General features: G+C 52.1%; 26 protein-coding genes. 12 read left to right on the top strand and 14 right to left on the bottom strand.

Annotation, left to right across the window (positions count from 1 at the left end):
- Positions 1-153: 153 nt before the first annotated feature.
- Positions 154-783 (bottom strand): DUF1684 domain-containing protein, encoded by a 630-nt coding sequence (locus tag OO017_RS06400; RefSeq protein ID WP_266051632.1) that lies wholly within the window; start codon positions 781-783, stop codon positions 154-156.
- A gap of 178 nt (positions 784-961) precedes the next feature.
- Here OO017_RS06400 and OO017_RS06395 point away from each other — a divergent pair, with 178 nt between their 5' ends.
- From OO017_RS06395 to OO017_RS06370, 6 genes are all read left to right on the top strand, one after another.
- Complete coding sequence (locus tag OO017_RS06395) at positions 962-1360, top strand: hypothetical protein (protein ID WP_266051631.1); 399 nt, start codon at positions 962-964, stop codon at positions 1358-1360.
- 1006 nt (positions 1361-2366) lie between these two features.
- Entirely contained in the window at positions 2367-4217 is a 1851-nt protein-coding gene (locus OO017_RS06390) for a pyruvate kinase (RefSeq protein WP_266051630.1), read from the top strand.
- A gap of 346 nt (positions 4218-4563) precedes the next feature.
- A complete protein-coding gene (locus OO017_RS06385) occupies positions 4564-4809 on the top strand; it encodes a hypothetical protein (RefSeq protein ID WP_266051629.1) in 246 nt (81 codons plus the stop codon).
- Complete coding sequence (locus tag OO017_RS06380; RefSeq protein WP_266051628.1) at positions 4806-5024, top strand: hypothetical protein; 219 nt, start codon at positions 4806-4808, stop codon at positions 5022-5024. Before OO017_RS06385 ends, OO017_RS06380 begins: the two co-directional genes overlap by 4 nt.
- A 36-nt stretch (positions 5025-5060) precedes the next feature.
- On the top strand, positions 5061-5303 hold the full coding sequence (locus OO017_RS06375) for a hypothetical protein (RefSeq protein WP_266051627.1): 243 nt from the start codon (positions 5061-5063) through the stop codon (positions 5301-5303).
- Positions 5304-5360: 57 nt separating this feature from the next.
- Positions 5361-5561, top strand: a complete 201-nt coding sequence (locus tag OO017_RS06370) for a YwbE family protein (RefSeq protein ID WP_266051844.1) — start codon at positions 5361-5363, stop codon at positions 5559-5561.
- A gap of 951 nt (positions 5562-6512) precedes the next feature.
- On the opposite strand, the gene radC is transcribed toward OO017_RS06370, so the two are convergent.
- Positions 6513-7235, bottom strand: coding sequence for a RadC family protein (gene radC, locus OO017_RS06365; RefSeq protein WP_266051626.1), 723 nt, complete (start codon positions 7233-7235; stop codon positions 6513-6515).
- A gap of 164 nt (positions 7236-7399) precedes the next feature.
- On the opposite strand from radC, the gene OO017_RS06360 reads away from it, so the two are divergent.
- From OO017_RS06360 to uvsE, 4 genes are all read left to right on the top strand, one after another.
- Entirely contained in the window at positions 7400-8626 is a 1227-nt protein-coding gene (locus tag OO017_RS06360) for a metallophosphoesterase (RefSeq protein WP_266051625.1), read from the top strand.
- A gap of 183 nt (positions 8627-8809) precedes the next feature.
- The gene (locus tag OO017_RS06355) at positions 8810-9244 is read left to right on the top strand and encodes a hypothetical protein (RefSeq protein ID WP_266051624.1); all 435 of its coding nucleotides are present in this window, start codon (positions 8810-8812) and stop codon (positions 9242-9244) included.
- 183 nt (positions 9245-9427) lie between these two features.
- The gene (locus OO017_RS06350) at positions 9428-10063 is read left to right on the top strand and encodes a carboxypeptidase-like regulatory domain-containing protein (protein ID WP_266051623.1); all 636 of its coding nucleotides are present in this window, start codon (positions 9428-9430) and stop codon (positions 10061-10063) included.
- Between the two features lie 57 nt (positions 10064-10120).
- Positions 10121-11020 carry a UV DNA damage repair endonuclease UvsE gene (uvsE, locus tag OO017_RS06345; RefSeq protein WP_266051622.1) on the top strand — a complete coding sequence of 300 codons (900 nt, stop codon included), beginning with the start codon at positions 10121-10123 and terminating at the stop codon, positions 11018-11020.
- Here the strand turns inward: uvsE and OO017_RS06340 are convergent.
- The 10 genes from OO017_RS06340 to ric all read right to left on the bottom strand — a co-directional run bounded on the left by OO017_RS06340 (position 11009) and on the right by ric (position 17464).
- Positions 11009-11506 (bottom strand): DUF4112 domain-containing protein, encoded by a 498-nt coding sequence (locus OO017_RS06340; protein ID WP_266051621.1) that lies wholly within the window; start codon positions 11504-11506, stop codon positions 11009-11011. The genes uvsE and OO017_RS06340 overlap by 12 nt on opposite strands.
- Before the next feature lie 38 nt (positions 11507-11544).
- Positions 11545-11769 (bottom strand): hypothetical protein, encoded by a 225-nt coding sequence (locus OO017_RS06335; protein ID WP_266051620.1) that lies wholly within the window; start codon positions 11767-11769, stop codon positions 11545-11547.
- 114 nt (positions 11770-11883) lie between these two features.
- Complete coding sequence (locus tag OO017_RS06330) at positions 11884-12111, bottom strand: hypothetical protein (protein WP_266051619.1); 228 nt, start codon at positions 12109-12111, stop codon at positions 11884-11886.
- Between the two features lie 155 nt (positions 12112-12266).
- Positions 12267-12623 (bottom strand): hypothetical protein, encoded by a 357-nt coding sequence (locus tag OO017_RS06325; protein WP_266051618.1) that lies wholly within the window; start codon positions 12621-12623, stop codon positions 12267-12269.
- 338 nt (positions 12624-12961) lie between these two features.
- Complete coding sequence (locus tag OO017_RS06320) at positions 12962-13414, bottom strand: RrF2 family transcriptional regulator (RefSeq protein WP_266051617.1); 453 nt, start codon at positions 13412-13414, stop codon at positions 12962-12964.
- 44 nt (positions 13415-13458) lie between these two features.
- Positions 13459-13785: a metal-sulfur cluster assembly factor gene (locus OO017_RS06315; RefSeq protein WP_266051616.1), complete on the bottom strand. Its 327-nt coding sequence runs from the start codon at positions 13783-13785 to the stop codon at positions 13459-13461.
- A complete protein-coding gene (locus OO017_RS06310; protein WP_266051615.1) occupies positions 13763-15073 on the bottom strand; it encodes a hypothetical protein in 1311 nt (436 codons plus the stop codon). The genes OO017_RS06315 and OO017_RS06310 overlap by 23 nt, the downstream gene beginning before the upstream one ends.
- 8 nt (positions 15074-15081) lie before the next feature.
- Positions 15082-15888 (bottom strand): DUF2249 domain-containing protein, encoded by an 807-nt coding sequence (locus tag OO017_RS06305; protein ID WP_266051614.1) that lies wholly within the window; start codon positions 15886-15888, stop codon positions 15082-15084.
- A gap of 2 nt (positions 15889-15890) precedes the next feature.
- Positions 15891-16394, bottom strand: coding sequence for a hemerythrin domain-containing protein (locus tag OO017_RS06300; RefSeq protein WP_266051613.1), 504 nt, complete (start codon positions 16392-16394; stop codon positions 15891-15893).
- A 110-nt stretch (positions 16395-16504) separates the two neighbouring features.
- Positions 16505-17464, bottom strand: coding sequence for an iron-sulfur cluster repair di-iron protein (gene ric / locus OO017_RS06295; protein ID WP_266051612.1), 960 nt, complete (start codon positions 17462-17464; stop codon positions 16505-16507).
- Between the two features lie 347 nt (positions 17465-17811).
- Between ric and OO017_RS06290 the strand changes: the two genes are divergently transcribed.
- Both OO017_RS06290 and OO017_RS06285 read left to right on the top strand, forming a co-directional pair.
- Complete coding sequence (locus OO017_RS06290) at positions 17812-21093, top strand: vitamin B12-dependent ribonucleotide reductase (RefSeq protein WP_266051611.1); 3282 nt, start codon at positions 17812-17814, stop codon at positions 21091-21093.
- A 215-nt stretch (positions 21094-21308) separates the two neighbouring features.
- Complete coding sequence (locus OO017_RS06285; RefSeq protein ID WP_369426419.1) at positions 21309-21608, top strand: group III truncated hemoglobin; 300 nt, start codon at positions 21309-21311, stop codon at positions 21606-21608.
- Positions 21609-21646: 38 nt separating this feature from the next.
- Here OO017_RS06285 and OO017_RS06280 read toward each other — a convergent pair whose 3' ends face one another.
- Positions 21647-22969, bottom strand: a complete 1323-nt coding sequence (locus tag OO017_RS06280; RefSeq protein ID WP_266051610.1) for a hypothetical protein — start codon at positions 22967-22969, stop codon at positions 21647-21649.
- A 103-nt stretch (positions 22970-23072) separates the two neighbouring features.
- Positions 23073-23696 carry a thioredoxin family protein gene (locus OO017_RS06275; RefSeq protein WP_266051609.1) on the bottom strand — a complete coding sequence of 208 codons (624 nt, stop codon included), beginning with the start codon at positions 23694-23696 and terminating at the stop codon, positions 23073-23075.
- Between the last annotated feature and the right edge of the window lie 243 nt (positions 23697-23939).

The raw sequence follows: 23939 nt of genomic DNA, 5'->3' as shown, positions 1-23939 counted from the left end.
CAACTATACTCAACACAACTAGAGCACTTAACAGGACTCGAACTAAGGTTTATTACTCTCTCCAGCACCCTTAGCTCCAGGATGGGCGGGCAACCTGTGTCGTGACAGTATACTTGGCAGCCCTGCTTTGTCTGTTGCTCCTCAATCCCTTGTCTACTTCTCTTTCTCTGCTACCTCATACGTTTTCTCCCCTGCCGGAACAGAGATGCGCAGGCGGTTCTCCTTAGGCGGCAGCGGGCACACGTAATCCGGGTTATAGGCACAGAAAGGGCTATAGGCGCGGTTAAAGTCGAGTACTACACGCTCATCGCCCTCCTCAAAAGGTACATCCAGGTAGCGGCCGCCGCCATAGGTCTCAAACCCGTTAGTTTTGTCGGTGAAGGGCACAAAAAGCTGGTCTTTCTCGCCGCTCAGTTTCCGGTAGAGCATAAGCTGCTGCTGCTCCCCCTCCAGCTCGAACGAGGCGGTGCCGTAGCGCAAATAGGGTTCGTAGCTACCGTTTGTCAGGGGCATGAGCAGGGTATCCTGTTTGGTCAGCTTCTCCACTTCGGCCTTTACCCGGTAATCCAAGTTCGGCTCATAGTATACCAGGTTCGTGAAAGCGCGACGCCCGGCATCGTCAAAAGGGCTGTTGCTACGGCTCCTGAACGAGAGGTCTTTCTCCTCGCGCTCCTGCAGCAGCGGTTTTATATAGTTGTCGTCGTTAAAGAGGGCATCCTGGAGGAAGTAGAAAATCACCAGCGCCAGGCCGGCCATTATAACAAGTCTCAGCGGTCTCTGCATAAAACTCTGTGGCTATAGTTTGTGCAAAGGTCGTAAATTTTTGGGGAGGAAAGTAGCGACACGGCGTAAGTAGTTCGGCAAAAGCAAAGTATAAATTTGCACTTTAGCGCCGGAATGAATAAATAGTACAATCAAACGCTTTTTCCGCCTATCGCAGAAACTTATGCTGCATTAATCCATGTTCAGACATTTACATCTCAATAAATCATCCTCCATGAAAACCGCACCTTATACTTTGCTCTTCGCCTCAGCGCTTTTATTTGCAGGCTGCTCAGAAAGCGACAAAGAGACAACAACGGCTACCGCAACTGCGCCTGCAGCCGGTGTAAACCAGGTACAGCCAGCCGCCACTCCGGCACAAGCAGTTGCCGTGAATCCGCCACACGGTGAGCCAAACCATAACTGTGCGCTGCCTGTGGGAGCCCCCTTAGACGGCACGCCGCTTCCAAGGCTCGTGAAACCGTCTTTATCGCCTGTGCCGGCTCAGATGCCTGTAGCGCCCGGCACTAACCCGCCGCACGGCCAGCCCGGCCACGATTGCTCTATTGCGGTAGGAGCCCCGCTCGGCAAGAAGTAAAATATACTTTTGAAGATACAGAAGCAGGCCGCGGCAGTAGTATAGTTTATATTTCTGCCGCGGTTTTATTCTCTCTGGTGTAGGCTGGCAGAGCATCATGTCTTCTATGATTTTAAATCTGCGGATTGACAAACTTGAAAGCCATACTTTATACTTTGGCTATACATTGCACTTGCCTCCCTCCCGCTATTCCGGACATTCCCTGCCGCCGATTTCCTAATCTATTTATTATACTTACCAGTCTATACTTTTATAGCCCCTTCTGGCGCAAGTCTTCAGACTTGTGTCTTTTTATGGTGTTGAGTTTGTAACTCAACTGGCTTGAAAAGCCAAACCTTATACTTTGACGATGATTTATACCTGTCGATTTATACTTTAGCCGCTGCTTCCTGCTAGCTGAAACAAGCTATCCTTTCTAGCAGCCGCTGATCCTCAGTCTTACGAACCTACAGTTACATTTCTGGCTTTGGCTCCCTCCAGCCCGGGAGGGCTCGTCTTCCCGCATCGCGCTGGGACCTTTTCCTTTGCTCCTGCGTCGCAATGCCTCGCTGCCGCTCGTCACCGGAAAAACTCCAAAGGCGCTCAACGGAAAGACTGGGATCATTATCCAATAGCCATCGCTTTACCACTTGAACCGGACTCCCTCTCCTGTTTTTAGGGGAGGGGCTAGGGGTGGGTTTACATCTGCCGCAATTCCTCTCTCGGGAGGGGCAGGGGTGGGTTTATCGTCTGCTAAAATTCCCCTCCTTGGTCAGTGGGTTTACACCTTCGCACAGACAGATCGCGACCTGACCGCACTATACCATCCGCTATGAACCTCATCTATTAAAAATGGCAATTTTCCCTCTTTAGACTAGCGAGCGTAGCTTTGTGAGGAAGAGTTGGTTTCCCCGGTAGCTCATAACGCGAATCAGGAACCAGAAAATGCAAAATGCCCCATCATTAGCTGTTCGTACTATCCTCCTCTACGCCTTAGCCGTATGTTTTATACAAACAGGACGCAGCTATGCCACAACCTCAGGAGCATTACCAGGAATTAATAAAACAGCTGGACCAGCTACATCAGGATGCTGTTGCGCTGGAGGAGAAATTTTCACCTGCCGTTGAAGCTGTGCACCCCCGGTTTCGGAAAAGCGCCAAAAACCTGCTGCACTACCTGGCCCTGCGCCAGCATGATATCCGAGAGTTGCAGGAGCAACTCGCGCACCTGGGGCTGTCGTCGCTGGGGCGGGCTGAGGGCCATGTGCTGGCCAGTCTGCAGGCCGTGCGCCAGCACCTTTGCCATATGGCCGAGTGCACCACCGTACCCCGCAAGCTGGCTGTGTCTTTTTTCGAGAACCATGAATTATTAGCCACACATACCGAAGCGCTGCTTGGCCCTAAACCCAGGAAGCGTACCACCCGCATTATGGTAACCCTGCCCTCCGAGGCCGCCGACCAGTATGAGCTGCTGCCGCGACTGCTGAAGGCGGGTATGGACTGCGCCCGCATCAATTGTGCCCACGACACGGAGCGCGAATGGCTGAAGATGGTGGAGAACATACACAGGGCCGAGAAGGAAACCGGCATACCCTGCAAGATACTGATGGACCTGATGGGCCCTAAACTGCGTACTGGCCCGCTGAAGGAAGGCCCTAAACTGCTGGTGATCCATCCGGTGCAGGATAACCTAGGGCAGATAACGGAGGCCGCCAAAGTATGGCTGGCGCCCCAGGAGGTACAACCGCCGAAAGATGCCGATGCGTGGCTACCAGTGGAGGCCACCTGGCTTGCACAGCTGCAGGAGGGCGATAAGTTATACTTTACCGACACCCGAGGCCGCAAACGCTCTCTTACCATTATCAGAAGGGAAGAGAAAGGCCTGCTGGCGCACCTGCTAAAGACCTCCTATATTAAAACCGGCACGGAATTACGCCTGAAAGGCAAAAACGCCATGGACAAAGCCACTAGAGTAGGTGACCTGAAAGCGCTGGAACTGCCCATCACACTCAAAAAAGACAGTTTCCTGGTGCTCACGCGGGAGCCAACACCCGGCGAGCCAGCCACCTACGACGCGCACGGCCATGTGGCACAGCCGGCGCACATCTCGTGCACACTGCCTGAAGCATTTACCCAAACCGAAGTGGGCCAGCCCATCCTTTTTAACGATGGCAAGATAGAGGGCATATTGCAGGAGGTAACACCGGAGCGGCTGCTGGTCAAAATAACGTATGCAAGCGACAAAGGCAGCAGGCTACGCGCTGACCAGGGCATCAATCTACCTGAAAGCAAGATCCACATAAATGGGCTGACCAAGAAGGACCGGCAGGACCTGAAATTTGTGGCCAAACATGCTGATGTTGTCAACCTGTCTTTTGTGAACCACGCCGATACGGTAGATGCCTTGCACAAGGAGTTACGAAACCTTAAGGCAAAAAACCTGGGTGTGATGCTGAAAATTGAAACCAAGGAAGGGTTCCGAAACCTGCCGCACCTGCTCCTGACAGCCATGAAAAGCTACCCTGCCAGCATCATGATCGCGCGCGGCGACTTGGCCGTGGAATGCGGCTGGCAACGGCTGGCAGAAGTACAGGAAGAGATTCTGTGGCTGTGCGAAGCCGCCCATATACCGGTGGTGTGGGCTACACAGGTGCTGGAGACACTCGCCAAGAAAGGACGCCCGTCGCGGGCCGAGATTACCGATGCCGCCATGGCTCAGCGCGCCGACTGCGTAATGCTGAACAAGGGCCCACATGTAGTCCAGGCCATCGAGATGCTACACGATATATTAGTGCGTATGCAGGAGCATCAACATAAAAAAACTTCCATGCTGCGCAGCCTGCACATCTCCGAGCTAAATAACCTTATCAGAAGGTAAACACATCAACATCAATATCTTACAGAACTATATTTTATATAAATTTGCTATATAAGCTATACATTATAAAATTTTTGTCATACCTTTATCCAAATAAAGTACCAAACTAACTTATTTTCGACCCTGCCTGCTGTGCCATGTTATTAGGGTTTATACTTTAGAGCATGTGCCATGGCAGTCCTCCGATAGTTACAGGGGAGGTTAAGACTGGAAAAGATGTAGGCAAACCGTCTGCTATAGCTTAGGCGGTGTGATGCCTGTAGTAAATACTGCTTACGCTTTACTTTTTGCCGCCCTGTACTACGCAGAAAGTATGGCGATCTTGTTTTACTTAAACAATAGCCAGATGAAAGACAGAACTATCGAGAAAATGCTTTACAAAATTGCCGCGCTGCTTGCGGTCATCGGCATTGTACTTCGCATGCTGCTACCATCTGAAAACTACCTGGGTCTTTACCTTATACTGGCAGGCCATATACTGGGTGTAGCGGGTATATTTATGTACATGAAGCACACAAACGAAATGGAGCATGAGCAAAGGGCCATGCAGGAACCCCAAAACAGCTACCGAAAAAGTAACTCCGCACGATGAAATCATACTTTCTTTCGGCCTTAATTGGCTTGTGCCTTGTTACCAGTGTGCAGGCGCAGCAGTTGGACTTCCAAAGGCAAGAGGTTCTCTCAACTTATGACCAGCCTCAGCCCCTGGTGCTTGTAAACCAACAGGAGACTACCACTAACGCCATCATCCTCAACCCGAACGATATTGAGAGTGTGGAAGTGGTAAAAGGCGCCAACGCGCTGTAGCGCTTCAGCGAGAAAGGCAAAGACGGTGTGGTGCTAATGGAGCTGAAGCAACAGCTGCAACTGGCGCGGTTAACGGAACTTTACAAGGCGTTCAACGTGCCCGAGAAACAGCAAAAGCTTACGCTGGCCATCAACGGTGCCCATGTAAAAGACCCTGCCCTGCTGCTGGCCGACCTGCGCCAGGTACAGAAAGTAGAAACCGCGGCTTTTGAAACAGCAGTGTCGCGCTGGAGCTTTGATGCGCACTACCTCAACATCATTACCAAGCCACAAAATTAACTCCGCCTGCTTTTACTGCGTAACTTGCAGCCAAAACCATACTTTAACCCACACACCATGGACGGCAGAAAACGCGCTAATATAAAACCCGGCACCCACGTAAACATTGTGCAGAAGCAGGACCAGCGCTCCGGCGAGCTCACTGAGGGCTACGTGCAGGATGTTCTCACCAACTCCCCCACCCATCCGCACGGCATTAAGGTAAGGTTGGAGACAGGAGAGGTTGGAAGAGTGCAAGAAATATTGCCGGAAGATTAGTATCTGGAAAGAAGTATCTAATGTTGTTATACTTTTAGCTGCTGCTGATCCTAAGGCTTATACTTTTCCTTTATGGTGCAAGTATTTATACTTGTGTCCTTTTATGGTGTTGAGTATGTAACTCGACTGGCTTGAAAAGCCATATTTCATACCTGCCAGTTTATACTTCCATAGTAGCTGCTTTCTGCTACTTGCCCCACCGCTGGCGCGGGCTTGTAGCCTTATCTTGTCCCATATGTTTTTCAGTTTCGGCCCTTTTAGGTCGAAAAGTAGTAGGACTATCCCCTTGAGGGGATTATAGGGGTGTAAAAAAGGCCCCAGACGCATTAGCAGCACTACTCAGCAGGTGTAAACACCCCTACGGTCCCCTCAAGGGGACAATTACTACAAATTAGTGCCTATTCCAGATAAGTTATGGGACAAGATAAGGCTTGTAGCCCGTGCCATTTATAGTTTCATAGCCCCTGCTCTCCTTAGTTGGACACAAGCTATCCTTTCTGGCTGTTGCTGATCCTCAGTCCTGCATACTCCTCGTTTCATTTCATACTTTGGCTCCCTCAGCCCGGGAGGGCTCGTCTTCCCGCATCGCGCTGGGACCTTTTCCTGCCCTCGTAACTCGGGCTGCCTCGCTATCGCTCATCACCGGAAAAACTCCAAAGGCGCTCTTTATACGAGGGCCCCTACCCCCACGGAAAGACTGGGATCATTTTTCGATAGCCACGGCTGATGCAACTGCAACCAAGCTCCCGCCCCTGTTTTTAGGGGAGGGTTGGGGTGGGGTAATTATTCCCCTCCCCGGAGGGGCAGGGGTGGGTTTATACCGGTAGGGACTGGTCGCGACCTGTAGTGCTACACCAGCAACTATGAAACTTACACTTCAGCAGTAGCAAATACAGGCTCCCCTCCATAGACAAGGAGGGGCAGGGGTGGTTGGATATAGCACCCTCTAACTCACAAGATTCCTTCATCCGCAAAGCTGTAGTAGTCGTTGTCGGTGAAGATGATGTGGTCGAGGATAGGGAGGTCGAGGAACTGGCCGGCTTCCTTCATTTTCTTGGTGAGGGCGATGTCGGCGGCGCTGGGTTTGGTGTTACCGCTAGGGTGGTTGTGCACCAGTATAATGGAGCTGGCCAGCTGCTCCAGCGCCTTTTTAAAGATGATCTTCGGGTCGGCCACGGTGCCGGCCACACCACCCGAGCTGATGCTCTCCTTCTTCATCACCACATTGGCACGGTTCAGAAGTATAATCCAGAACTCCTCGTGCGGCAAATCCAGCAGCTGCGGCTTTATATAGTTGTAGATATCGGTGGAGCAGGTGATGCGGGTTTTGGCAGCCACGGTGGCTTCTTTGCGGCGGCGCCCTAATTCCAGCGCACTCACGATCGAAATCGCCTTGGCCTCCCCGATACCCGGGTGTTTCGTCAGGTCCTTCACCGACAGCCTCGCCAGCTCGTTCAGATCGTTGCCCACGGCCGACAAAATGATCTTCCCAACATCCACGGCTGTTAACTTGGTGGTGCCGGAGCCGATAAGTATGGCAATGAGCTCGGCATCGCTCAATGCGGCCTTTCCTTTCAGCAAAAGTTTCTCGCGCGGGCGGTCTTCCTCGGCCCAGGTTTTAATGTTGAGCGGCTGCAGGTATGGCAGTGTGGCAGTGGCTTCGTTTTCTTTCACTTACGGTACAGATTTTGATATGAATTGGGAGATGCATGTAGAAGCTCTTTCTTTATGATATAGTTCAGCCTGCATATACTTTTTTATACTTTTATACTTTTGAAGAATAGCCGCCTCCGCCAAACATTTCCGGCACCGCGCGGTTTTACCCCGATATGCAACGTATGCTAACATTTGCCATAGTTATTCTGCTCCTTTTCCTGGTAGACCTGTATGTGTTCCAGGCTATCAAGACAGTGGCGCAGAACGTAGCCCCATCTACCCAAAAGATCATCTACTTTGTGCATTGGGCTATTTTTGCCATTACAGCCGGCACCTTTATGCTTGCCTCTGCCACACGTGGAACACCACCAGACACCTTTAAAACGTACCTGGCCAGCACCCTCTTCATCATTTTCGCCTCTAAACTGGTGGTAGTTGTTTTCCTGATGATGGACGACGCGCTACGCCTGGGCAAGATTGTACTGAACTCCGCCAACGGGAACGAGTCTTTTGACCCTTCGCGCCACAAGTTTCTGAACCAGATGGGCCTGCTGGTAGCCGCTGTTCCGTTCTCCGCCTTTATTTACGGTATGGTGAAGGGCGCTTACGACTACCGCGTGAAGCGCGTAACACTGCGTTTCACGAACCTTCCGGCTGCGTTTGACGGGTACAAAGTACTCCAAATCTCAGATCTGCACACCGGCAGTTTCACCTCTACGGAGCCCCTGAAAGAAGCCGTTAAAATCATAAACAAGCAGGAGGCCGACCTTGTGTTTTTCACCGGTGACCTCGTTAATAACCTTGCAACGGAAGTGCAGCCCCACATCCCCACCCTGAAGGAGATACGTGCCAAAGGCGGCGTGTTCTCGGTACTAGGCAACCACGACTATGCCGACTATGTGCGGGAGTGGCCGCACCCGGGCGCCAAAGCGGAGAACCTGCAGGCACTTATTGAGAGCCATGGCAAGATGGGTTGGCAACTCCTTATGAACGAGAACCGCGTAATTGAGAAAGACGGCGAGCAGATTGCCGTGCTTGGTGTGGAGAACTGGGGCAACAGGGCCGGCTTCCCGAAGTATGGACGCCTGGAAGAGGCTTACCAGGGCACCGAAAAGATACCGTTCAAGATGCTGCTCTCCCACGACCCCTCGCACTGGGACGGTGAGATCAATCAAAAGTATAGCGACATAGACCTGACGTTTTCGGGCCATACCCACGGCATGCAGTTCGGGGTGAATGTGCCAGGGCTGAAGTGGAGCCCCGTGCAGTATGTGTACGAACAGTGGGCAGGGCTTTACAGAAAAGGGGCGCAGCACCTGTACGTAAACACAGGCCTTGGTTTTATAGGTTACCCGGGCCGCGTGGGCTTTCTGCCTGAGATCACGGTATTCGAGCTGAAGAAGGCTTAAGACCCTTATTAAAGTATAAACCAATGAAAAGCGCTGGCTGCAAAGGCTGGCGCTTTTTGTTTAGACGCCCTCCTGCTGCTCTCCTCCTGAACATTACAACCTGTGCCAGCGTACTAACTCCTGAGCCCACTCAGACCTTAAAAATTATCTGAAACCGGTACAGAACCAAACATCAAGAACACTATGAATAAGAGATTCTTCCCGATAGCCGCTGTAGCCGTGCTGCTTTCTGTCTCATCCTGCAGTTATGATAAAACAGGTACCTCTTTTGAGGTGGTTGATGCCAACGAAGACGAAAGCGTGAACCCGGCGCATATCCGTGGCTACGGCAATAGAGAGCCTGGCACTACAGCCCCCGGAGGCCCGAAACCAAACCAATACTATGCGTTTAACATCACCACATTGCCCACCGCCACGCGCCAGCAACTGGAAGGGAAAGTAGCCGTGGAGATGGTAACGGCCTACTACGCACCCAACCGACAGCTAAGTGACCTGGCGGAGCAGTACAACCCATCAGCAGCAGGCTCTCAGAAAGACACCACCGCCAGCCCGGCCCCTTCAGGCACCACCAGCGGCGATGCTGACACCAGCACCGACACCGGGAACGAGCAGAACTAGCCTGCCGCAAAAATATACTTGCAAGAGCCTGCAACGCGCGTTGCAGGCTCTTGCTTTTTAGTGCGTCTGGTAATTATTTCGTAGTTTTACATAGTCCGGTCTCCTAATATTTATGGCTGGCATACTATTTGGCAAGTTTTGGCGTATTAGATGAAACCTCGCCACAGCTATACTACAAACTTCATGCACAGACATCCACTGCTATACACCCTGACGCTGATCTTGCTGCTGTGCAGTATACCCACCCTGGCTCAGAGAAGCATCCGGATAAGTGGAACTGTGCTGCAACCCGACCGCACGACCCCTATACCAGGTGCCACCGTTGTGAAGGTGAACTCTAACCTGGGGGTGGTATCGGATGAGCAGGGCAAGTTTTTGATCGATGTGGAGCAGACGGATACCCTGATGATACGGGCGCTCGGTTTTAAGCCGCTTTTATACTTGCCCAAAGCCCTGCCCGTGTCGGAGTTGCGCGTGAATATTGTGCTGCAGGAGGATAGCGTGATGCTGGGAGAGGTAGAGGTTACCAGCCGCCCTTCAAAGGAGATGATAGACCGCGCCCTGCGCAACATGAAACGCGAGCAGACCAGCCAGGCCAAAAATCCCAACTTTATCCCGAACCTGGACCCACCTCCGCCCGCGCCTGCCCCTGCGCCAACCATACTTAGCCCCATGAGCCTGATGTATGACCTCTTCTCCAGCGAAGGCAAGCAAAAGCGCGCGCTGCAGGAGTACCTGCAAAAGCAGGAAGCGGAGCAAAAGCTGAAGGAGCAGGACGAGTATAACAAGTACTTTAAGAATAACGAGGGGTATCAGTAAAAGCAGCCAAACAATAAGCCGTTTCGTAGGTTCAGAGAACAACATCCCTCTGAAACCATGAAAATCGGATACCCCTGCATTAATGAGGCACTCGACTGCCGCTCTTCCCGCACCTTTAGACTCGCCTCCTACTCCGAAGAGCGCCTGATCGGGACGGTAGAGCAGAATCTGGCTTGCCTGCGCCGCATTCTGGAGTACAATGTGCAGCACGGCCTGCTTTTTTTCCGCCTCACCTCCGATATTGTGCCTTTTGCCTCGCATGAGGTAAACACGTATAACTGGCAGGAACACTTCAAGATGACGTTCAGGAGACTGGGCAGCTACATCAAAAACAACAACATGCGCATCTCCATGCACCCCGATCAGTTTGTGGTGCTCAACTCGCCAAACGAGAAGACCGTGCGCAACAGCATTGCCGAGCTGGTGTACCAGGGAAGTGTACTGGATTTGATGGGGCTGGACACGACTGCCAAACTGCAGATTCACGGTGGCGGTGCCTACGGCGATAAGCCCTCAGCCATACAACGCTTTGCCGAAGTATACCACACTATGCTGCCCGATGCCGTAAAGGCCCGCCTCTGTGTGGAGAACGACGACCGTACTTACACGTTACAAGATTGCCTGCAGCTGCACGAGCTAACCGGCATGCCCGTTATCTTTGATAACCTGCACCACGAGTGCGTGAACAACCGCGAGCCCATGCGCGAGGCCGTGGAGATGGCCGCCGCCACCTGGCAACCGGGCAGGGATGGCATCCTGATGATGGACTACAGCTCGCAGGCACCCAACGAGCGCCGCGGCAAGCATGTGCAAAGTATAGAAGAACAGCTCTTCCACGATTTCCTGGCTGAAACCGAGGGTTTGGACATGGACATCATGCTGGAGATAAAGGACAAGCAGGAAAGCGCCCTAAAAGCCCGTGATGTAGCAAAGAGCCTGGGCCGCTTACAAGTATGAGCTAACCACACTCCATAGCCACTCGGCAACCTGCCACAGCACCCACACCAGGAACACCAGCAGTAGCACCAGCCCGATCAGCACACCTACGATAATGCCTTTGCCGCTGCCCTCGTACTTGCCCTCTTCGTAGTGGCGGCGCAGCAGGCGCACGTTGCGCTCGTTGGCTTTAAAAGCAAAGTCGAAGATGTTGCCAAGTATAGGAATGCTGCCGATCAGCACGTCCAGTCCGATGTTCAGCATCATCAGGGCCACCAGTTTGCCGCTAGCCCCGTGGCGCACCATGGTAAGTATAAGCACGGCCGAAACCCCAAAAGAGGCCAGGTCGCCTGCGAAGGGCAGCAGACCCAGGATAGGATCTAAACCGAAACGAAAGTTTGTGCCCGGAAACCGGAACTGGTTGTCCATCAGGTAGGAGATGTGGTCTACCCACTTCAGCTTCTCGGAGCGCGGGGTGCGGGTGTAGTGCGTGTCTTGTGTTGCCATACGCGCTTATACGGTGCAGGTCAGGCAAAGGTACGCCGCTACTGAACCATAGTATTGCGCTGCCATTTTGCCTTGCGCTGTTTTTTGGCTGCGGCGTGGTAATACTTGGCCTTTTTACTCTTCTTAAATGCTTTTCCGCTCTTCCCCTTCTTCTGGAAAAGGGCCTTCAGCTTTGGCCACTCTGCTGTAGCCGCCTCCGCCGGGGCGCTGTAGAATACGCTGCCTGCCAACAGAAGCAGCGCCATTGCAAATACTCTTACCATAAGGCATCAGGATAAAGTATAAAACCATCTACTAACCTTATAACGTTAAACTTTAACCGAAAGGTGTAACAGGCATCGTTTATACTTTTAGCTGCCTCGCACTATCCACGATGTTTAGAACCTCCTGCGTTTCCTAAACGCTTTGTTGCGCTTCTTGCGCTGTTTTGCCAGACTCTTGTCGCTGTCCCACCTTTTGTTGCGGCTCTCGGGCCTGCCGTTTTCAAAGCGCATGCTTCTGCCATCAGCATCAAATACAAGTGTTTTCCGGTCTCTGGAGGAGGTGCAGGACAAAGCCAGAGATGATACAAGCATCAGGACAAAGAATTGTATAGGTAATTTCATTATCAACCGTTTAGAGTTTACTCATGAATTAACTTACCTTCTAGTTATACGATTTATAAATTAAATCCTAATTAAAATGGAAAAGTATAAAAAAAGCTGCAGCCACCGCTCATATACGCGGTAACTGCAGCTTAAACTTTTACAGCAAGTGCTGCTTAGTGCTTTCCTTTTTTACCTTTTTCGTGATGGCCTCCTCCCTTGCCACCTTTGGCCGGCTGCTTGCCTTTTGCGCTGGTAGCGTTGTGGCCTTTTACCACCACCACGGTAGTGTTGCCTTTGCTGTTGCCACTGTGCTTGGTATGGCCAGGGTTTGTGGTGCGTGGGTGGTGCGGGTTGTTTGGATTCTTGTACCAGCCTTTGTGCAGGCCATTATCTTTGCGGGTGGCTGTTTTGCTCTTGCTGACAACAATTACTTTACCACTCTTGTCAGTCCTTTTGCGGGATATGTGGCACGAAGACATAGTTACCACAGCCAGCAACATACACAGTACTTTTACCAAAGTATACTTCATCGAACTTGATTTTAGGAATTATTTAAGACCACAGCCTGTATAGGCGCTGCTAATATACAGTAATGTTTTAATAAATTCCTAATCCAGGATGGTTACAAAGTATAAAGTCAGAAAACCGCCTGGAAAAACAGTACAATTAAGCTTATATAACTTTATCAATTATATGTAGGCTTAAATACTTTAAAACCTATACCATTGCCCGATTCTAAGCCTAATCTTGCGGGAAAAATTGTCTGCAGCTGCTACCATTGCCTTTGCTATTAAAAATAGCTGCATAAAGTTTATACTTGCGAGCACAGGAAAGCCAGAAAGTGCAGCCAAGAAAGCAGGATAATCGCTTAAGATTCCACTTCGTGAACGTTCGTGATAAAGTAATTTCCGGAGTTGATACCATCTACCAGCGTTTGTATGGTTTTAGAGCTGAACATTTTGAGCATCTGGTCGCGGTAGGCTTTGATGTCGTCGTGCAGCGGGCAAGGGTGCGTGTCGGAGCATTGTTTCATGCCCATGCCGCACTTCCTGAAAGCCTCAAGGCCATCAATGGTGCGTACCACCTCCAGTATACTGATCTCGCTGGCCGGCCTGTGCAGGAAAAACCCGCCGCCAGGGCCTTTTGCCGAGGAGATCACGCCTTTGCGCACCAGGTCCTGCAGGATCTTGCCCATAAAGTGCGCAGGCAGTTCCAGTTCCTTCGCAATATCTTTTATCCCCACCTTAAGCCCCTGTGCATCGTTCAGGGCGATATACACAATGGCGCGCAGGGCATATTCTGTTGTTTTAGATAGTAGCATTTGTTGTTTTCTGTTCGTCGTTCTAACACTAACGCGGCCGCAAGTTACATCTTCCCTTCCAGTTGCCGCATACCTTCTTCGGTAATCATCTCAGTACTCCACGGCGGCGACCAAACCAGGTTTATTTTTACATCGAGACTTGGGAAACGCTTTAGCAGGATCTGCTCGGCAGCCATTTTTATAGTGCCGCTCATGGGGCAGCCCGGCGTGGTCAGGGTCAGGTCTACGGTTAACTCCCCTACTTCTGTCAGGCTCACCTGGTACACCAGCCCCAAGTCCACGATGTTAATGCCCACTTCAGGGTCAATGATGTACTTCAGGGTTTCGTACACCTCCCGTCCGAAATCCTCAGGCAGCTTTTGCGTTTCCATAGGTAAAAGGTTTTAAGTCGTGGGCTTTATGCAGCAGCAGACGAAACACGTTGGCCGTGTACAGCAGCGAAGTGATGGTAAACCCGATGGCCCCGGCAAGTATAACCTGCTCGCTGCGGAGCAGCACACCCGCCACTAAAAGTATAAACCCGAGCAGGTAACTGATGTTTTGCCAGCGCAGCAAGGTATGGCTGTAGAGGTCTTTGGGAAGCGGCGTTTTGTATCGGCCCACATAATCCTCGTACGCGTGCATCCAAACTATAAAGGGCAATGTTTTAAAGGTTTGCCCCAGTATAAGCGCCGAGATAAACCCAAGGAAGACCGAGATCCCATACACCAGGTAAATAGACGACAGCAGCGATTGCGGAAGCGCCAGTTTACTACTCACCACCAATACCAGTACAAGCGGCAACAGCAGCAGGGCAAGCGCAACTATAGTCTGCTTCATGCCTAGGTCCAGGTCCTGGCGCTGGCGGGTTCTGGCGGCATCGCGCAAGTATAACAGAAAGAGCGCCACACCAACTATAACCAGCGCCGCATACACAGGCAAAAATGAAGTATGGAAGAGCAGATGATCCAGTATAAACAGGATCAGCCCAGCATTGATCAGGTTATAAGACCAGTTAAGCTTTTTGGTATCCTTGTGGTGCGCCAGCAGAAACATCGGGATCAGCTTGGTCCCCACCCCGATGATAAGCAGCAGAAACCAGCCGGCCATGCCGATGTGCGCGTGCAGTTTGAGGTAATGCGTGTGCTCTACGGGCAGAAAAGGCGTGGTGAAGTTCACGGCCATCAGCAGCCCCACCAGCCCGGTTACCAGCAGCCAGATGGCCGAGGTAACTATAAAATCAGCCTCTATGGTCCACTTTGGCGCCTTGCGAGCCGTTTGCGCCACGTTTATAGTAAAAAGTATAAAGGCGATAACCAGGCTGCAGGCCGCCACGTGCATCGACCAGCCCAGCTCAAAATGCCAGAAACACCAGGCCAGAAGTATAGTTCCGGCTCCCAAAAATCCGAAGGCTATAATAGCCAGTTTCTCAGAGTATAGTTTGCACTCCAGCACCACCGGCAGCAACTGGTACAGTGCCCCGAAGATGAGCATGGTGGCCCAGCCAAGCGCGGCAACGTGCGTTAGGGTCAGCAGTTTGGGGTGGAAGTAGTGGCCACTGAAGGCATCGGTGGAGAAAAGCAACAGCACACTCAGGGCCACAAATGCCAGGGCGGCAAACGCGTAGTGCGGCAGCACCACCCATTTGCCCGGCGAGTTAGATGTAGTGGCAGCGCTCATGACTAATATTATTTATAGATAAGTAAGTACACTTCGTTCGGGCCAACCTCATTTACAGCTACCGCAAAACCACGCTCCTGCAGCTGCGGCAACAGGAACTGCGGCACCCGTTTGTGTACCACATACAGCGCCTCGTCTGTAGGCAGGTCTTCCAGCTCGCCAAGTATAGTTACCATGGGCTGCGGCATTTCCAGGTGGCGCACATCAATGCGTTTTACCTTCCCGGCAAAACGCGCCAGTGTATCCTCAAAATCATTTCCGGCAGGCTTTATAGTTTCCTCTGATGCAGCCTCTATAGTTTGCTCCAGCCAAAAATATGTATGCACCAGCTCCGGCGACTTCACCTCAGTATAGTAACTGTAGCCTTTCTTTTTAAGAATGGCGATGAGCGGCGTGGGCTCAAAAGTGTTGATGATGAGCAAAGCACTGGTCACATCTATCCTATCCACGGCCTCCATGATCTTCAGGAACGGGTCGTTGCCGGTGGCGATATCCTCGCACACGTCCAGCGTGTTTACCTTTAGCTTTGCCAGTGAGGCAGGCATTTCGGCAGCGGCTATAGTTGGTTCAGGCATGGTCTTTTCTTTTTTGTTGCTTATAGTAAAGCCCAGCGGCTCCAGTTTCTCATAAAACCGCTCTACCTCGCAGCCACCAATGCGCGCGGCGTCGGCTATCGTTACCCTGGAAGCCAATATTTTGCGCAGCAGCGGATTTCGAAGTTTTTCAAAATGCCGATTTATGCTGGCAATGGCCTCTATGGCTGCCGGGTTCTCCTTTATCAGGGCTGAGATCTTAGTATTGGCCGCTATCTGCATGGTTATTCGGCTTTGGCTTTGCTTACCCAGAACTCCGGCGTAAATGTATCTATGCGGGGGTCGTGCTTGTGTTCAAGCAGTTGCCCGGCCAGTTCCAGGTCATCGGAGTGTGCCACCGCCTGCACATACGGAAACAGCTCGCGCTCTTCCCAGCGAATGTGGTCTATCAGGTCCTGGTCCAGCACCTTAAACAGGTCCTTGTTCATTGGGCTACCATCTTCTATCAACTCTACCAGTGCTTCGATCAGCCTATGCTCTTCCCGCAGCCTTACCCGCTGCGTATCGTCGTTTGGCAGCAGCCTTTCCAGCAGCCACTCCTCCTCCTGGCAGTGCTCCTTCAGGATATCGTTCCAGAAGTAGTGTACATAGTCGCGCATCACTTCCAGGTCGGTTCCGTTCTTCAGCCCCTGGCGCAGCTTCCAGCAAAACAGCAGTCCAAAATGGTGCTCTCTTGACAGTGGTACCAAGCTTTTATCTCTTTTCTGCGGTGCGATCGTCTTTTTCATGATCGTGGGTGTTAATGGTTTACCTCCCCCTAACCCCCTCCTAAAAACAGGAGGGGGAATTTTTCTTGGCTCCCTCCCCTGTTTTTAGGGGAGGGCTGGGGAGAGGTTTTCTATTTCAGCACTTCCTTCTCCAGCTCCAGCGCTTTCGGGAACAGGATGTTGTTCTCCAGATGGATGTGGCGGAAAAGGTCATCTTCAAACTCCTTCAGTTTCTTGAAGGCAACGGTATAGGTAGCGCAGGCATCGGCTGGCAGGGTATAGTTATTTGTCAGCTCCCGGATCTGCTCCAGCTCGTTGCCGGCATGCTCGTGCTCCATCTCCATCATGTTGATCGGGTTCTGGATAGAGCCGAAGGCAGGTTTGTCCAGTTTCACGCCGCTCTTCTTCGCCTCCTCCAGTTGCTTGATGTAGGGAAACAGCACACGCTCCTCTTTCGGCATATGCGACTCCAGCTCGTTGGCAACGTTGGTAAAGTGCTTCACTACCTCTAACAGCTCTGGGTGGCGGCTGCCGTGCACACGGGCAATTTTGGTGGTGTACTCGTACAGCGCCGGTATTGCCTCGCGCACATAGGTATGGTGCATGTTCACGATGTAATCGGCCAGGAAGGAAGGCTCCCACTTATCGTACTCGGCCTGGCGGTTCTGCTCGGCCTCGTCAGTGGCCAGCAGCTCGCGCTCCAGCTCGTCCTGACTGATGCCTTTTTCGGCGCACACCTGCTTCACTGATTTTTTACCGCCGCAGCAGAAATCAATGCCATACTTCTTGAACACCTGCGCCTTGCGGTAGTCTTTGGCCACCAGTTCGCCCACAGTTTCCCCTTCTTCCGGGGTCAGTTTTGAGATCCTCACCTCCCATACTTCCGGGCCCTGCTCCAGGTACTCCCACTTAAACACGTTGCCGCGCTCGCCCAGCAGCTGGTAGTACAGCGGTTTCGGGTCGTGGTCGTTATGAATAATGAAAGCCTCACCACCTTTCAGGTTATCAAACCACTCGAAAATGGTGGGGTGCTTCATGCGTGGCTCCAGCACGGTCACGTCTAAGGTTTCTATTGTTTGTGTAGTTTCCATTGTTGATAATTTTTTGGTCTGTAATCAATCACCGGCGTAAAGGTAGGGGGCGCTGTTTTAAAATAAAAGATAAAAAGGTATTTTATTATTTAATTAACGTATTACCTTTATTCCAGGTTATAGTTGTGCAGGCATAAACCTGACAGCCACTACACAACCAGTTACACAAACATGATTTTCAGATACTTAATCAGGATTTACAAGTATAACTTAAAGTACAGGCACCGAAAATGACCGATGTCATTTCACCCGGTGACCTTGCTCATTCTGTGGCTGAAGCAGAAAGTATAGCTTGTGCTCTTATTGCTATATAGCTATATCTCCTCATCTATTAACCGCTAACCCAAATGAAAAAACCTGATACACGCACCGGCCTCTCCTTCTCGCGCCATTTCACCAAAGCCGGGCAAAGCGCCTACGACCAGTTCCAGTACGAGCTCCGTTCCTCCACCATCCGAAACCCCATGGGCGACGTGGTGGCTGAGCTGCAGGACGTAGAAGTGCCGTCGCAATGGTCGCAGATCGCCACCGATATTCTGGCCCAGAAGTACCTGCGCCGCGCCGGGGTACCGCAGCCTGACGGCAGCAAAGGCTCCGAGAGATCGGTGAAGCAGGTGGTGCACCGCCTCGTGAACTGCTGGCAGCAATGGGGCCTGAAGTATGGCTATTTTAAAAAGGAGGCCGATGCGCAGGTTTTTTATGAGGAGCTGGTGTACATGCTACTGGGCCAGTATGCCGCTCCCAACTCACCGCAGTGGTTTAACACGGGGCTGCATGCCTCTTATGGGATAAAAGGAAAATCGCAGGGGCATTTTTTTGTAGACCCTGGTACCGGAAAACTGAAGCAGTCGGATACGGCCTTTGAGCACCCGCAACCGCATGCCTGTTTTATACTTTCGGTGGAGGATGACCTGGCAAAGAAAGGTGGCATTATGGACCTGCTGGTGCAGGAGGCGCGCATCTTTAAGTATGGCTCGGGCGTGGGCACCAACTTCTCCAACATCCGGGGTAAAAACGAGCCCCTTTCCGGTGGCGGCAGCTCATCGGGTTTGATGTCGTTCCTGAAGGTGAGCGACCGGGCGGCCGGCGCCATAAAATCGGGCGGCACTACGCGCCGGGCGGCTAAAATGGTAAGCCTGGATCTGGACCACCCCGAGATTGAGGAGTTCATCAACTGGAAAAAAGACGAGGAGAAAAAGGTAGCGGCGCTGATTGCCGCGGGTTATGCCGGCGATTTTGAGGGCGAGGCGTACCAGACTGTTTCGGGGCAGAACTCAAACAACTCGGTGCGCGTGCCGAACAGCTTTTTTGACGCGCTACATGCTGATGCCGACTGGCACCTGACCGCCCGCACCGACGGCAGCGTACTCAAAACCATACCTGCCCGCAACCTGTGGCAGCAAATTGCCGAGGCCGCCTGGGCCTGCGCCGACCCCGGCGTGCAGTTCGACACCACTATAAACGAGTGGCACACCTCCCCTGCCGAAGGCCCGATCCGCGCCTCCAACCCCTGCTCCGAATATATGTTCCTCGGCAACACCGCCTGCAACCTGGCCTCGCTGAATTTGATGCGCTTTTTTGATGCGGAGAAGCAGGAGTTTGATGTGGCCGCCTTTGAGCACGCCTGCCGCCTCTGGACAGTGGTGCTGGAAATTTCAGTGCTGATGGCGCAGTTCCCCTCCGAGATCGTGGCGCAGCGCTCATACGACTACCGCACCATTGGCCTGGGTTATGCAAACCTTGGTGCGCTGCTGATGGTACAGGGCCTGCCTTACGACAGCGACGCTGCCCGTACCATGGCCGCCGGCATCACTTCTTTGATGACAGGTATCGCCTATAAAACCTCTGCAGAGATGGCCGCTGCCCTGGGTGCTTTTGCCAAGTATGAAGACAACCGCGAAAGTATGCTGCGCGTGATCCGCAACCATCGCCACGCCACCTATAACCAAGCTGATACCTATGAAGGGCTGAGTATAAAACCTGTGGGGCTGGATCAGGAGCTTTGTCCAGAACCGCTGTTAAAAGCCGCGCAACAAGCCTGGGATGCTGCCCTTGCGCAAGGAGAGAAGTATGGCTACCGTAACGCACAGGCTACCGTCATCGCCCCCACCGGAACTATAGGTTTACTGATGGACTGCGACACCACCGGCGTGGAGCCGGATTATGCGCTGGTAAAGTATAAAAAGCTGTCCGGCGGCGGGTATTTCAAGATCATCAACCAATCCATACCGGTGGCGCTGCAGAAACTGGGCTATACTTTGGAAGAGCGCGAGGCGATTGTGAACTATGCCAAAGGCCACGGCACTTTTGCAGGAGCGACGCACATCAACCCTGAAACATTACTGCAAAAAGGATTTCTGCCGGAGGAGATCGCGCAACTGGAAGCGGCCCTTCCTAAAGCCTATGATATCAGCTCGCTGTTTAATGTTTATTCCTTGGGGACGGCTTGCCTGGAACGCCTCGGCTTTACGGCTGCAAAGTATAACAGCCCGGACTTTAACCTGCTGCAGACGCTGGGCTTTACGGCGCGGCAGATAGACGAGGCCAACAGCTACGTGTGCGGCACCATGACCATAGAGGGCGCGCCCTACCTGAAGCCGGAGCATTACCCCGTGTTTGATTGCGCCAACCGCTGCGGCAGCAAGGGCACCCGTTTTATTAAAGCCGAGGGCCATATTTACATGATGGCGGCCGTGCAGCCGTTTATTTCGGGGGCTATCTCTAAAACGATAAACCTGCCCAACGAGGTGAGCGTGGAGGATGTGGCCCGCTGCTACGAACTGTCGTGGGAACTGGGGCTGAAGGCCTGCTCTATTTACCGCGACGGCAGCAAACTCTCGCAGCCGCTTACCTCCAAAAGCAGCCAATCCGAGGAGAAAGACGAGCCGGAGGAAACCACCGCTGCCGCCACCGCCGATGAGAAGTATAATGCCGAGCAGATCCTGAAAGCAGCCCAATCCATACTGGCTGATTCGGCGAACGAAGGTTTCAGGCAGGAGCTGGTGCGCATGGTAGAGCGACGTAAGTTGCCAGACAAGCGCAACGGTTTTACGCAGAAGGCTAAGATAGACGGCCACACGGTGTACATCCGCACCGGCGAGTACCCGGACGGGTCGTTGGGTGAGCTGTTTATTGATATGTATAAGGAGGGCGCTTCGTTCCGGTCTATGCTCAACTGCTTTGCGATTTCGGTGTCGCTGGGGCTGCAATATGGCGTGCCGCTGGAGGAGTTTGTGAACCGCTTTACCTTTACCCGTTTCGAGCCTGCCGGCCGTGTGGAGCATCCCAACATCAAATCAGCCACCTCGGTTTTCGACTACGTGTTCAGGTTGCTGGGCTACGAATACCTGCACCGCTCAGACCTGGTGCACGTGCAGCCCGAGGAGCCGGAGATCATGAACAGCGAAGCTTTGCCACAAACTAAAGTTACGCCAGAAACACCGGCAGGCAACGGGCAAAACTATAAGGTAGTTAGCCAAAGTCGCACTGTGCTGCTGCAGCAAACCCAGCAGGTACTGGCCAGCATGATGGGCGATGCGCCGCACTGCAATGTCTGCGGCCACATCACCATCCGCTCCGGCACCTGCTACAAATGCCTGAACTGCGGCAACAGTTTGGGGTGTAGTTGAGGTATAACCCCTCCCCAGCCCTCTCCTAAAAACAGGGGAGAGAGTTAAGCAAAATTCCCCCTCCTGTTTTTAGGAGGGGGTTAGGGGGAGGTAATCCTGATTCTGACTTAACTTTACACTATGACACAGCAAAAAGACATACTTACCTTAGACGATATCAAGCTGCTGGTAGACACCTTTTACACCCGCGTTCGGGCCGATAACTGCTGGGGCCGGTGTTTGAGGAGAGGATACAGGACCGCTGGCCGAAGCACCTGGAAACGATGTACAGCTTCTGGCAAACCGTACTGTTATATGAGCCAACTTACCAGGGCAGACCAGGCGCCAAACATATCGCCTTGCCGGTAGGCGCCGAACACTTCGAGCGGTGGCTTGTGCTGTTCTTCACGACTATTGACGAACTCTTTACCGGTAAAAAAGCCGCCGAAGCAAAGTGGCGGGCCGAGAAAATGGCCGATATGTTTGCCTCCAAGATCGCGTACTACAAGAAGAACAGCGGCAGAACGATCCTGTAAACCAAAGACCTCTCAGCATTTTTACAACCTATGAGCACCTAATTTTTTGTAGTTGCTGCGTAGCTATCAAGTCGCTCACAGGTCTGGGAGACACTGTGAGGTCGGTGTTTTAATTGCGCCAGAAAGAACAGCAAAATGCCTATCGGCAAAAGTATACTTACCCCAAACAGCAGCTCGTTATAGTTGGAGATAGCGCCGAAGCCAAGCCAGTAAAATAAGCCTTGTCCGAAAAGCAGCGCCTCGCTGGCCATAAACGCAAGTATAAACAGCCCCATTCCCCATCGGCTTATAGTTTGTTTAAAGCTCACCCAACGCTGCTGCGCTAAAAAGGCAAGTATAAAAAAGCTCACAAACCCGATCAGCACCAGGTGCAGATAACCGATGATAAAGAAGCGAAGCCTGTACGCCAGGTCGGCCATGTAGGGGAAGGCGGTGGCGAACTGCATCAGTGTTTTAAGTATAAATGCCAGCGCAGCAAGTATAAACAAGGCCTGCCCCCAAACACTGAACAAAGTATAAACCTGCTTTCGTAATGGCCACAGCAACCAGGCAAGCAAACCAAGCGCAAACACCTGCATCAAAGCTGCCGCCCCGCCAGCAATGTAAACTATGGCCACGGGCTTTATCCAGAGCACCGAAAGCAGGTAAGCCGGCAGGCAGGCCCAGAACATCAGCCTGCAAAACAGCAAACTATGCTTTTGGTTAAGGTTGACTTTATACTTCTCCAGTAGCCAGAACAGCAAGCCCAGCACCGCGAACGTAAACCAGCCGTTGTACAGGAAGTGTAGGTAAAAGTAGATGGCGTTGTAGTATAGTTCCGAACCGCTGTGCCCGGTAGCCATAATCGGCCCCATTGCCAACGGCCCCAGCGAGGACAGGGCCAGGAAAAATAAGGCCGCCTTCACCAACCGGAAGGACAAACTATGGCTTTCATTGCCAACCTTACTCGCCTTCGCATCTTTCAGGAAACGAACTATAAACCAGTAGCTGAGCAAGATATGGGCTGTGGAGAAGGTAATGGAGACCGCCCCATACCCCTGCACCGGGAAACTGAGCAGCATACCTAATACCGTCGCCTGCGCCAGCCAGAACTGCCAAAAGTATACTTTCTTATTCCTAATTACCAGAGGCAAATAGGCCTGCAACAGCGTAATGAAAAGCACCGGGTACAGCCAACCCAGCAACGCCACATGCGAGTGGGCGTGCAGCAGGTACTTATAGTTTAGTCCCGCCACAGGTGCCACAAACATCCAGCGCAGCAGCAAACCCAGCAGCGCGATAACCACCAGGCTAAGCAACGCAGACAGCAGCGGTAGCCGCCAGCGGCTATTGTTAAAGTGGATTTCTGTGGTTAAGGGCATGGCTTATACTTATACTTATACAATAAAAAACTGCCTCCCTGTTGTCCAAAACCCTTACTTAAGTTTTAGACCTTCTTAGAGAGGCAGTTTAAAGATACGGGATTTACACTTCCAGCGACAGCACTTCCTGAAGCACCTGCACCAGGTCCTGTTGCAGCGACTGGCTGCGGTCTTTGGCGTACCAAAGCTGTATCTGCTGCACCAGCTCATCATGGCTTACGTCCGGTTTCTCGGCCTTCAGCTGCTTTACCTGCTCCTGAATAGCAGCCGGGCGCGGCCCCCAGGTAAAAACACGCTCCTCTGTTTCTGCGTCTATGCAGAGCAGCTTTGGAATGGCGCGGCTGCCGTTGGTGAGGCAGGTTTCCATCAGGGCCGGGTTCTCGTCGCGCAGCAGCACGGTCAACTCTACATTCGGAGCCTCTTCGGCGATGGCGGCAATAGCAGGCAGCAGTTGGGCTCCGTCGCCGCACCACGATTCTACCATTATCATCCATTTCCAGGTCTGCTGGTTCTGCTCCAGCAACTCTTTTAGCTCAGGCTGCAAAACAAATTGTTTCTCCACGCGCTTCATGCGCTGCTGGTTCAGTTTCGTAAAGCCAATTCTTTGCTCGCTCTGCTCCTCGCCAGAGGTCTTGTTTTGGGCCACCAGTTCTTCTGAGAGCGCTTTAAAATCCTGGTAGGTCATCGGGTTTACCAGTTGCGTAGTTGTTATAGTCAGAGTGTTCATACGTTTATCATTTGTTTATACAAACGTAGCCCAACCCTATCACTCATAAAATGATATTGATCACTTCTGTCTTTTCTTTTTACTATTCGGATCAGTTACTTCCGCGCCCCGGATGTGCAATGATACAAGTCATTTATGCTGCTGATCAAACACATTCATCTGTATACTTTCTATTTATACTTTTAAACAGGATTTAAGGCTTCAGCTTCCATAAAATTGAAATAATACAATTTACTCTTTATG

The sequence above is a fragment of the Pontibacter anaerobius genome (assembly GCF_026241195.1).
GTDB classification, from domain to species: Bacteria; Bacteroidota; Bacteroidia; order Cytophagales; family Hymenobacteraceae; genus Pontibacter; species Pontibacter anaerobius.
Note: the sequence above shows the minus strand (reverse complement) of the source record. Positions and strands in the feature narration are given on the sequence as shown.

Bases quoted from the DNA above. Each gene is read 5' to 3' on its own strand.
- ric (WP_266051612.1), bottom strand. From the start codon at position 17,464: ATGGAAACTACACAAACAATAGAAACCTTAGACGTGACCGTGCTGGAG.
- OO017_RS06325 (WP_266051618.1), bottom strand. From the start codon at position 12,623: ATGAAGTATACTTTGGTAAAAGTACTGTGTATGTTGCTGGCTGTGGTA.
- OO017_RS06380 (WP_266051628.1), top strand. From the start codon at position 4,806: ATGAAATCATACTTTCTTTCGGCCTTAATTGGCTTGTGCCTTGTTACC.
- OO017_RS06400 (WP_266051632.1), bottom strand. From the start codon at position 783: ATGCAGAGACCGCTGAGACTTGTTATAATGGCCGGCCTGGCGCTGGTG.
- OO017_RS06300 (WP_266051613.1), bottom strand. From the start codon at position 16,394: ATGAAAAAGACGATCGCACCGCAGAAAAGAGATAAAAGCTTGGTACCA.
- OO017_RS06370 (WP_266051844.1), top strand. From the start codon at position 5,361: ATGGACGGCAGAAAACGCGCTAATATAAAACCCGGCACCCACGTAAAC.
- OO017_RS06290 (WP_266051611.1), top strand. From the start codon at position 17,812: ATGAAAAAACCTGATACACGCACCGGCCTCTCCTTCTCGCGCCATTTC.
- OO017_RS06375 (WP_266051627.1), top strand. From the start codon at position 5,061: ATGGAGCTGAAGCAACAGCTGCAACTGGCGCGGTTAACGGAACTTTAC.
- OO017_RS06385 (WP_266051629.1), top strand. From the start codon at position 4,564: ATGAAAGACAGAACTATCGAGAAAATGCTTTACAAAATTGCCGCGCTG.
- OO017_RS06310 (WP_266051615.1), bottom strand. From the start codon at position 15,073: ATGAGCGCTGCCACTACATCTAACTCGCCGGGCAAATGGGTGGTGCTG.
- OO017_RS06340 (WP_266051621.1), bottom strand. From the start codon at position 11,506: ATGGCAACACAAGACACGCACTACACCCGCACCCCGCGCTCCGAGAAG.
- uvsE (WP_266051622.1), top strand. From the start codon at position 10,121: ATGAAAATCGGATACCCCTGCATTAATGAGGCACTCGACTGCCGCTCT.
- OO017_RS06320 (WP_266051617.1), bottom strand. From the start codon at position 13,414: ATGCTACTATCTAAAACAACAGAATATGCCCTGCGCGCCATTGTGTAT.
- OO017_RS06275 (WP_266051609.1), bottom strand. From the start codon at position 23,696: ATGAACACTCTGACTATAACAACTACGCAACTGGTAAACCCGATGACC.
- OO017_RS06280 (WP_266051610.1), bottom strand. From the start codon at position 22,969: ATGCCCTTAACCACAGAAATCCACTTTAACAATAGCCGCTGGCGGCTA.
- OO017_RS06335 (WP_266051620.1), bottom strand. From the start codon at position 11,769: ATGGTAAGAGTATTTGCAATGGCGCTGCTTCTGTTGGCAGGCAGCGTA.
- OO017_RS06330 (WP_266051619.1), bottom strand. From the start codon at position 12,111: ATGAAATTACCTATACAATTCTTTGTCCTGATGCTTGTATCATCTCTG.
- OO017_RS06360 (WP_266051625.1), top strand. From the start codon at position 7,400: ATGCTAACATTTGCCATAGTTATTCTGCTCCTTTTCCTGGTAGACCTG.
- OO017_RS06305 (WP_266051614.1), bottom strand. From the start codon at position 15,888: ATGCAGATAGCGGCCAATACTAAGATCTCAGCCCTGATAAAGGAGAAC.
- OO017_RS06395 (WP_266051631.1), top strand. From the start codon at position 962: ATGTTCAGACATTTACATCTCAATAAATCATCCTCCATGAAAACCGCA.
- OO017_RS06355 (WP_266051624.1), top strand. From the start codon at position 8,810: ATGAATAAGAGATTCTTCCCGATAGCCGCTGTAGCCGTGCTGCTTTCT.
- OO017_RS06390 (WP_266051630.1), top strand. From the start codon at position 2,367: ATGCCACAACCTCAGGAGCATTACCAGGAATTAATAAAACAGCTGGAC.
- OO017_RS06350 (WP_266051623.1), top strand. From the start codon at position 9,428: ATGCACAGACATCCACTGCTATACACCCTGACGCTGATCTTGCTGCTG.
- OO017_RS06315 (WP_266051616.1), bottom strand. From the start codon at position 13,785: ATGGAAACGCAAAAGCTGCCTGAGGATTTCGGACGGGAGGTGTACGAA.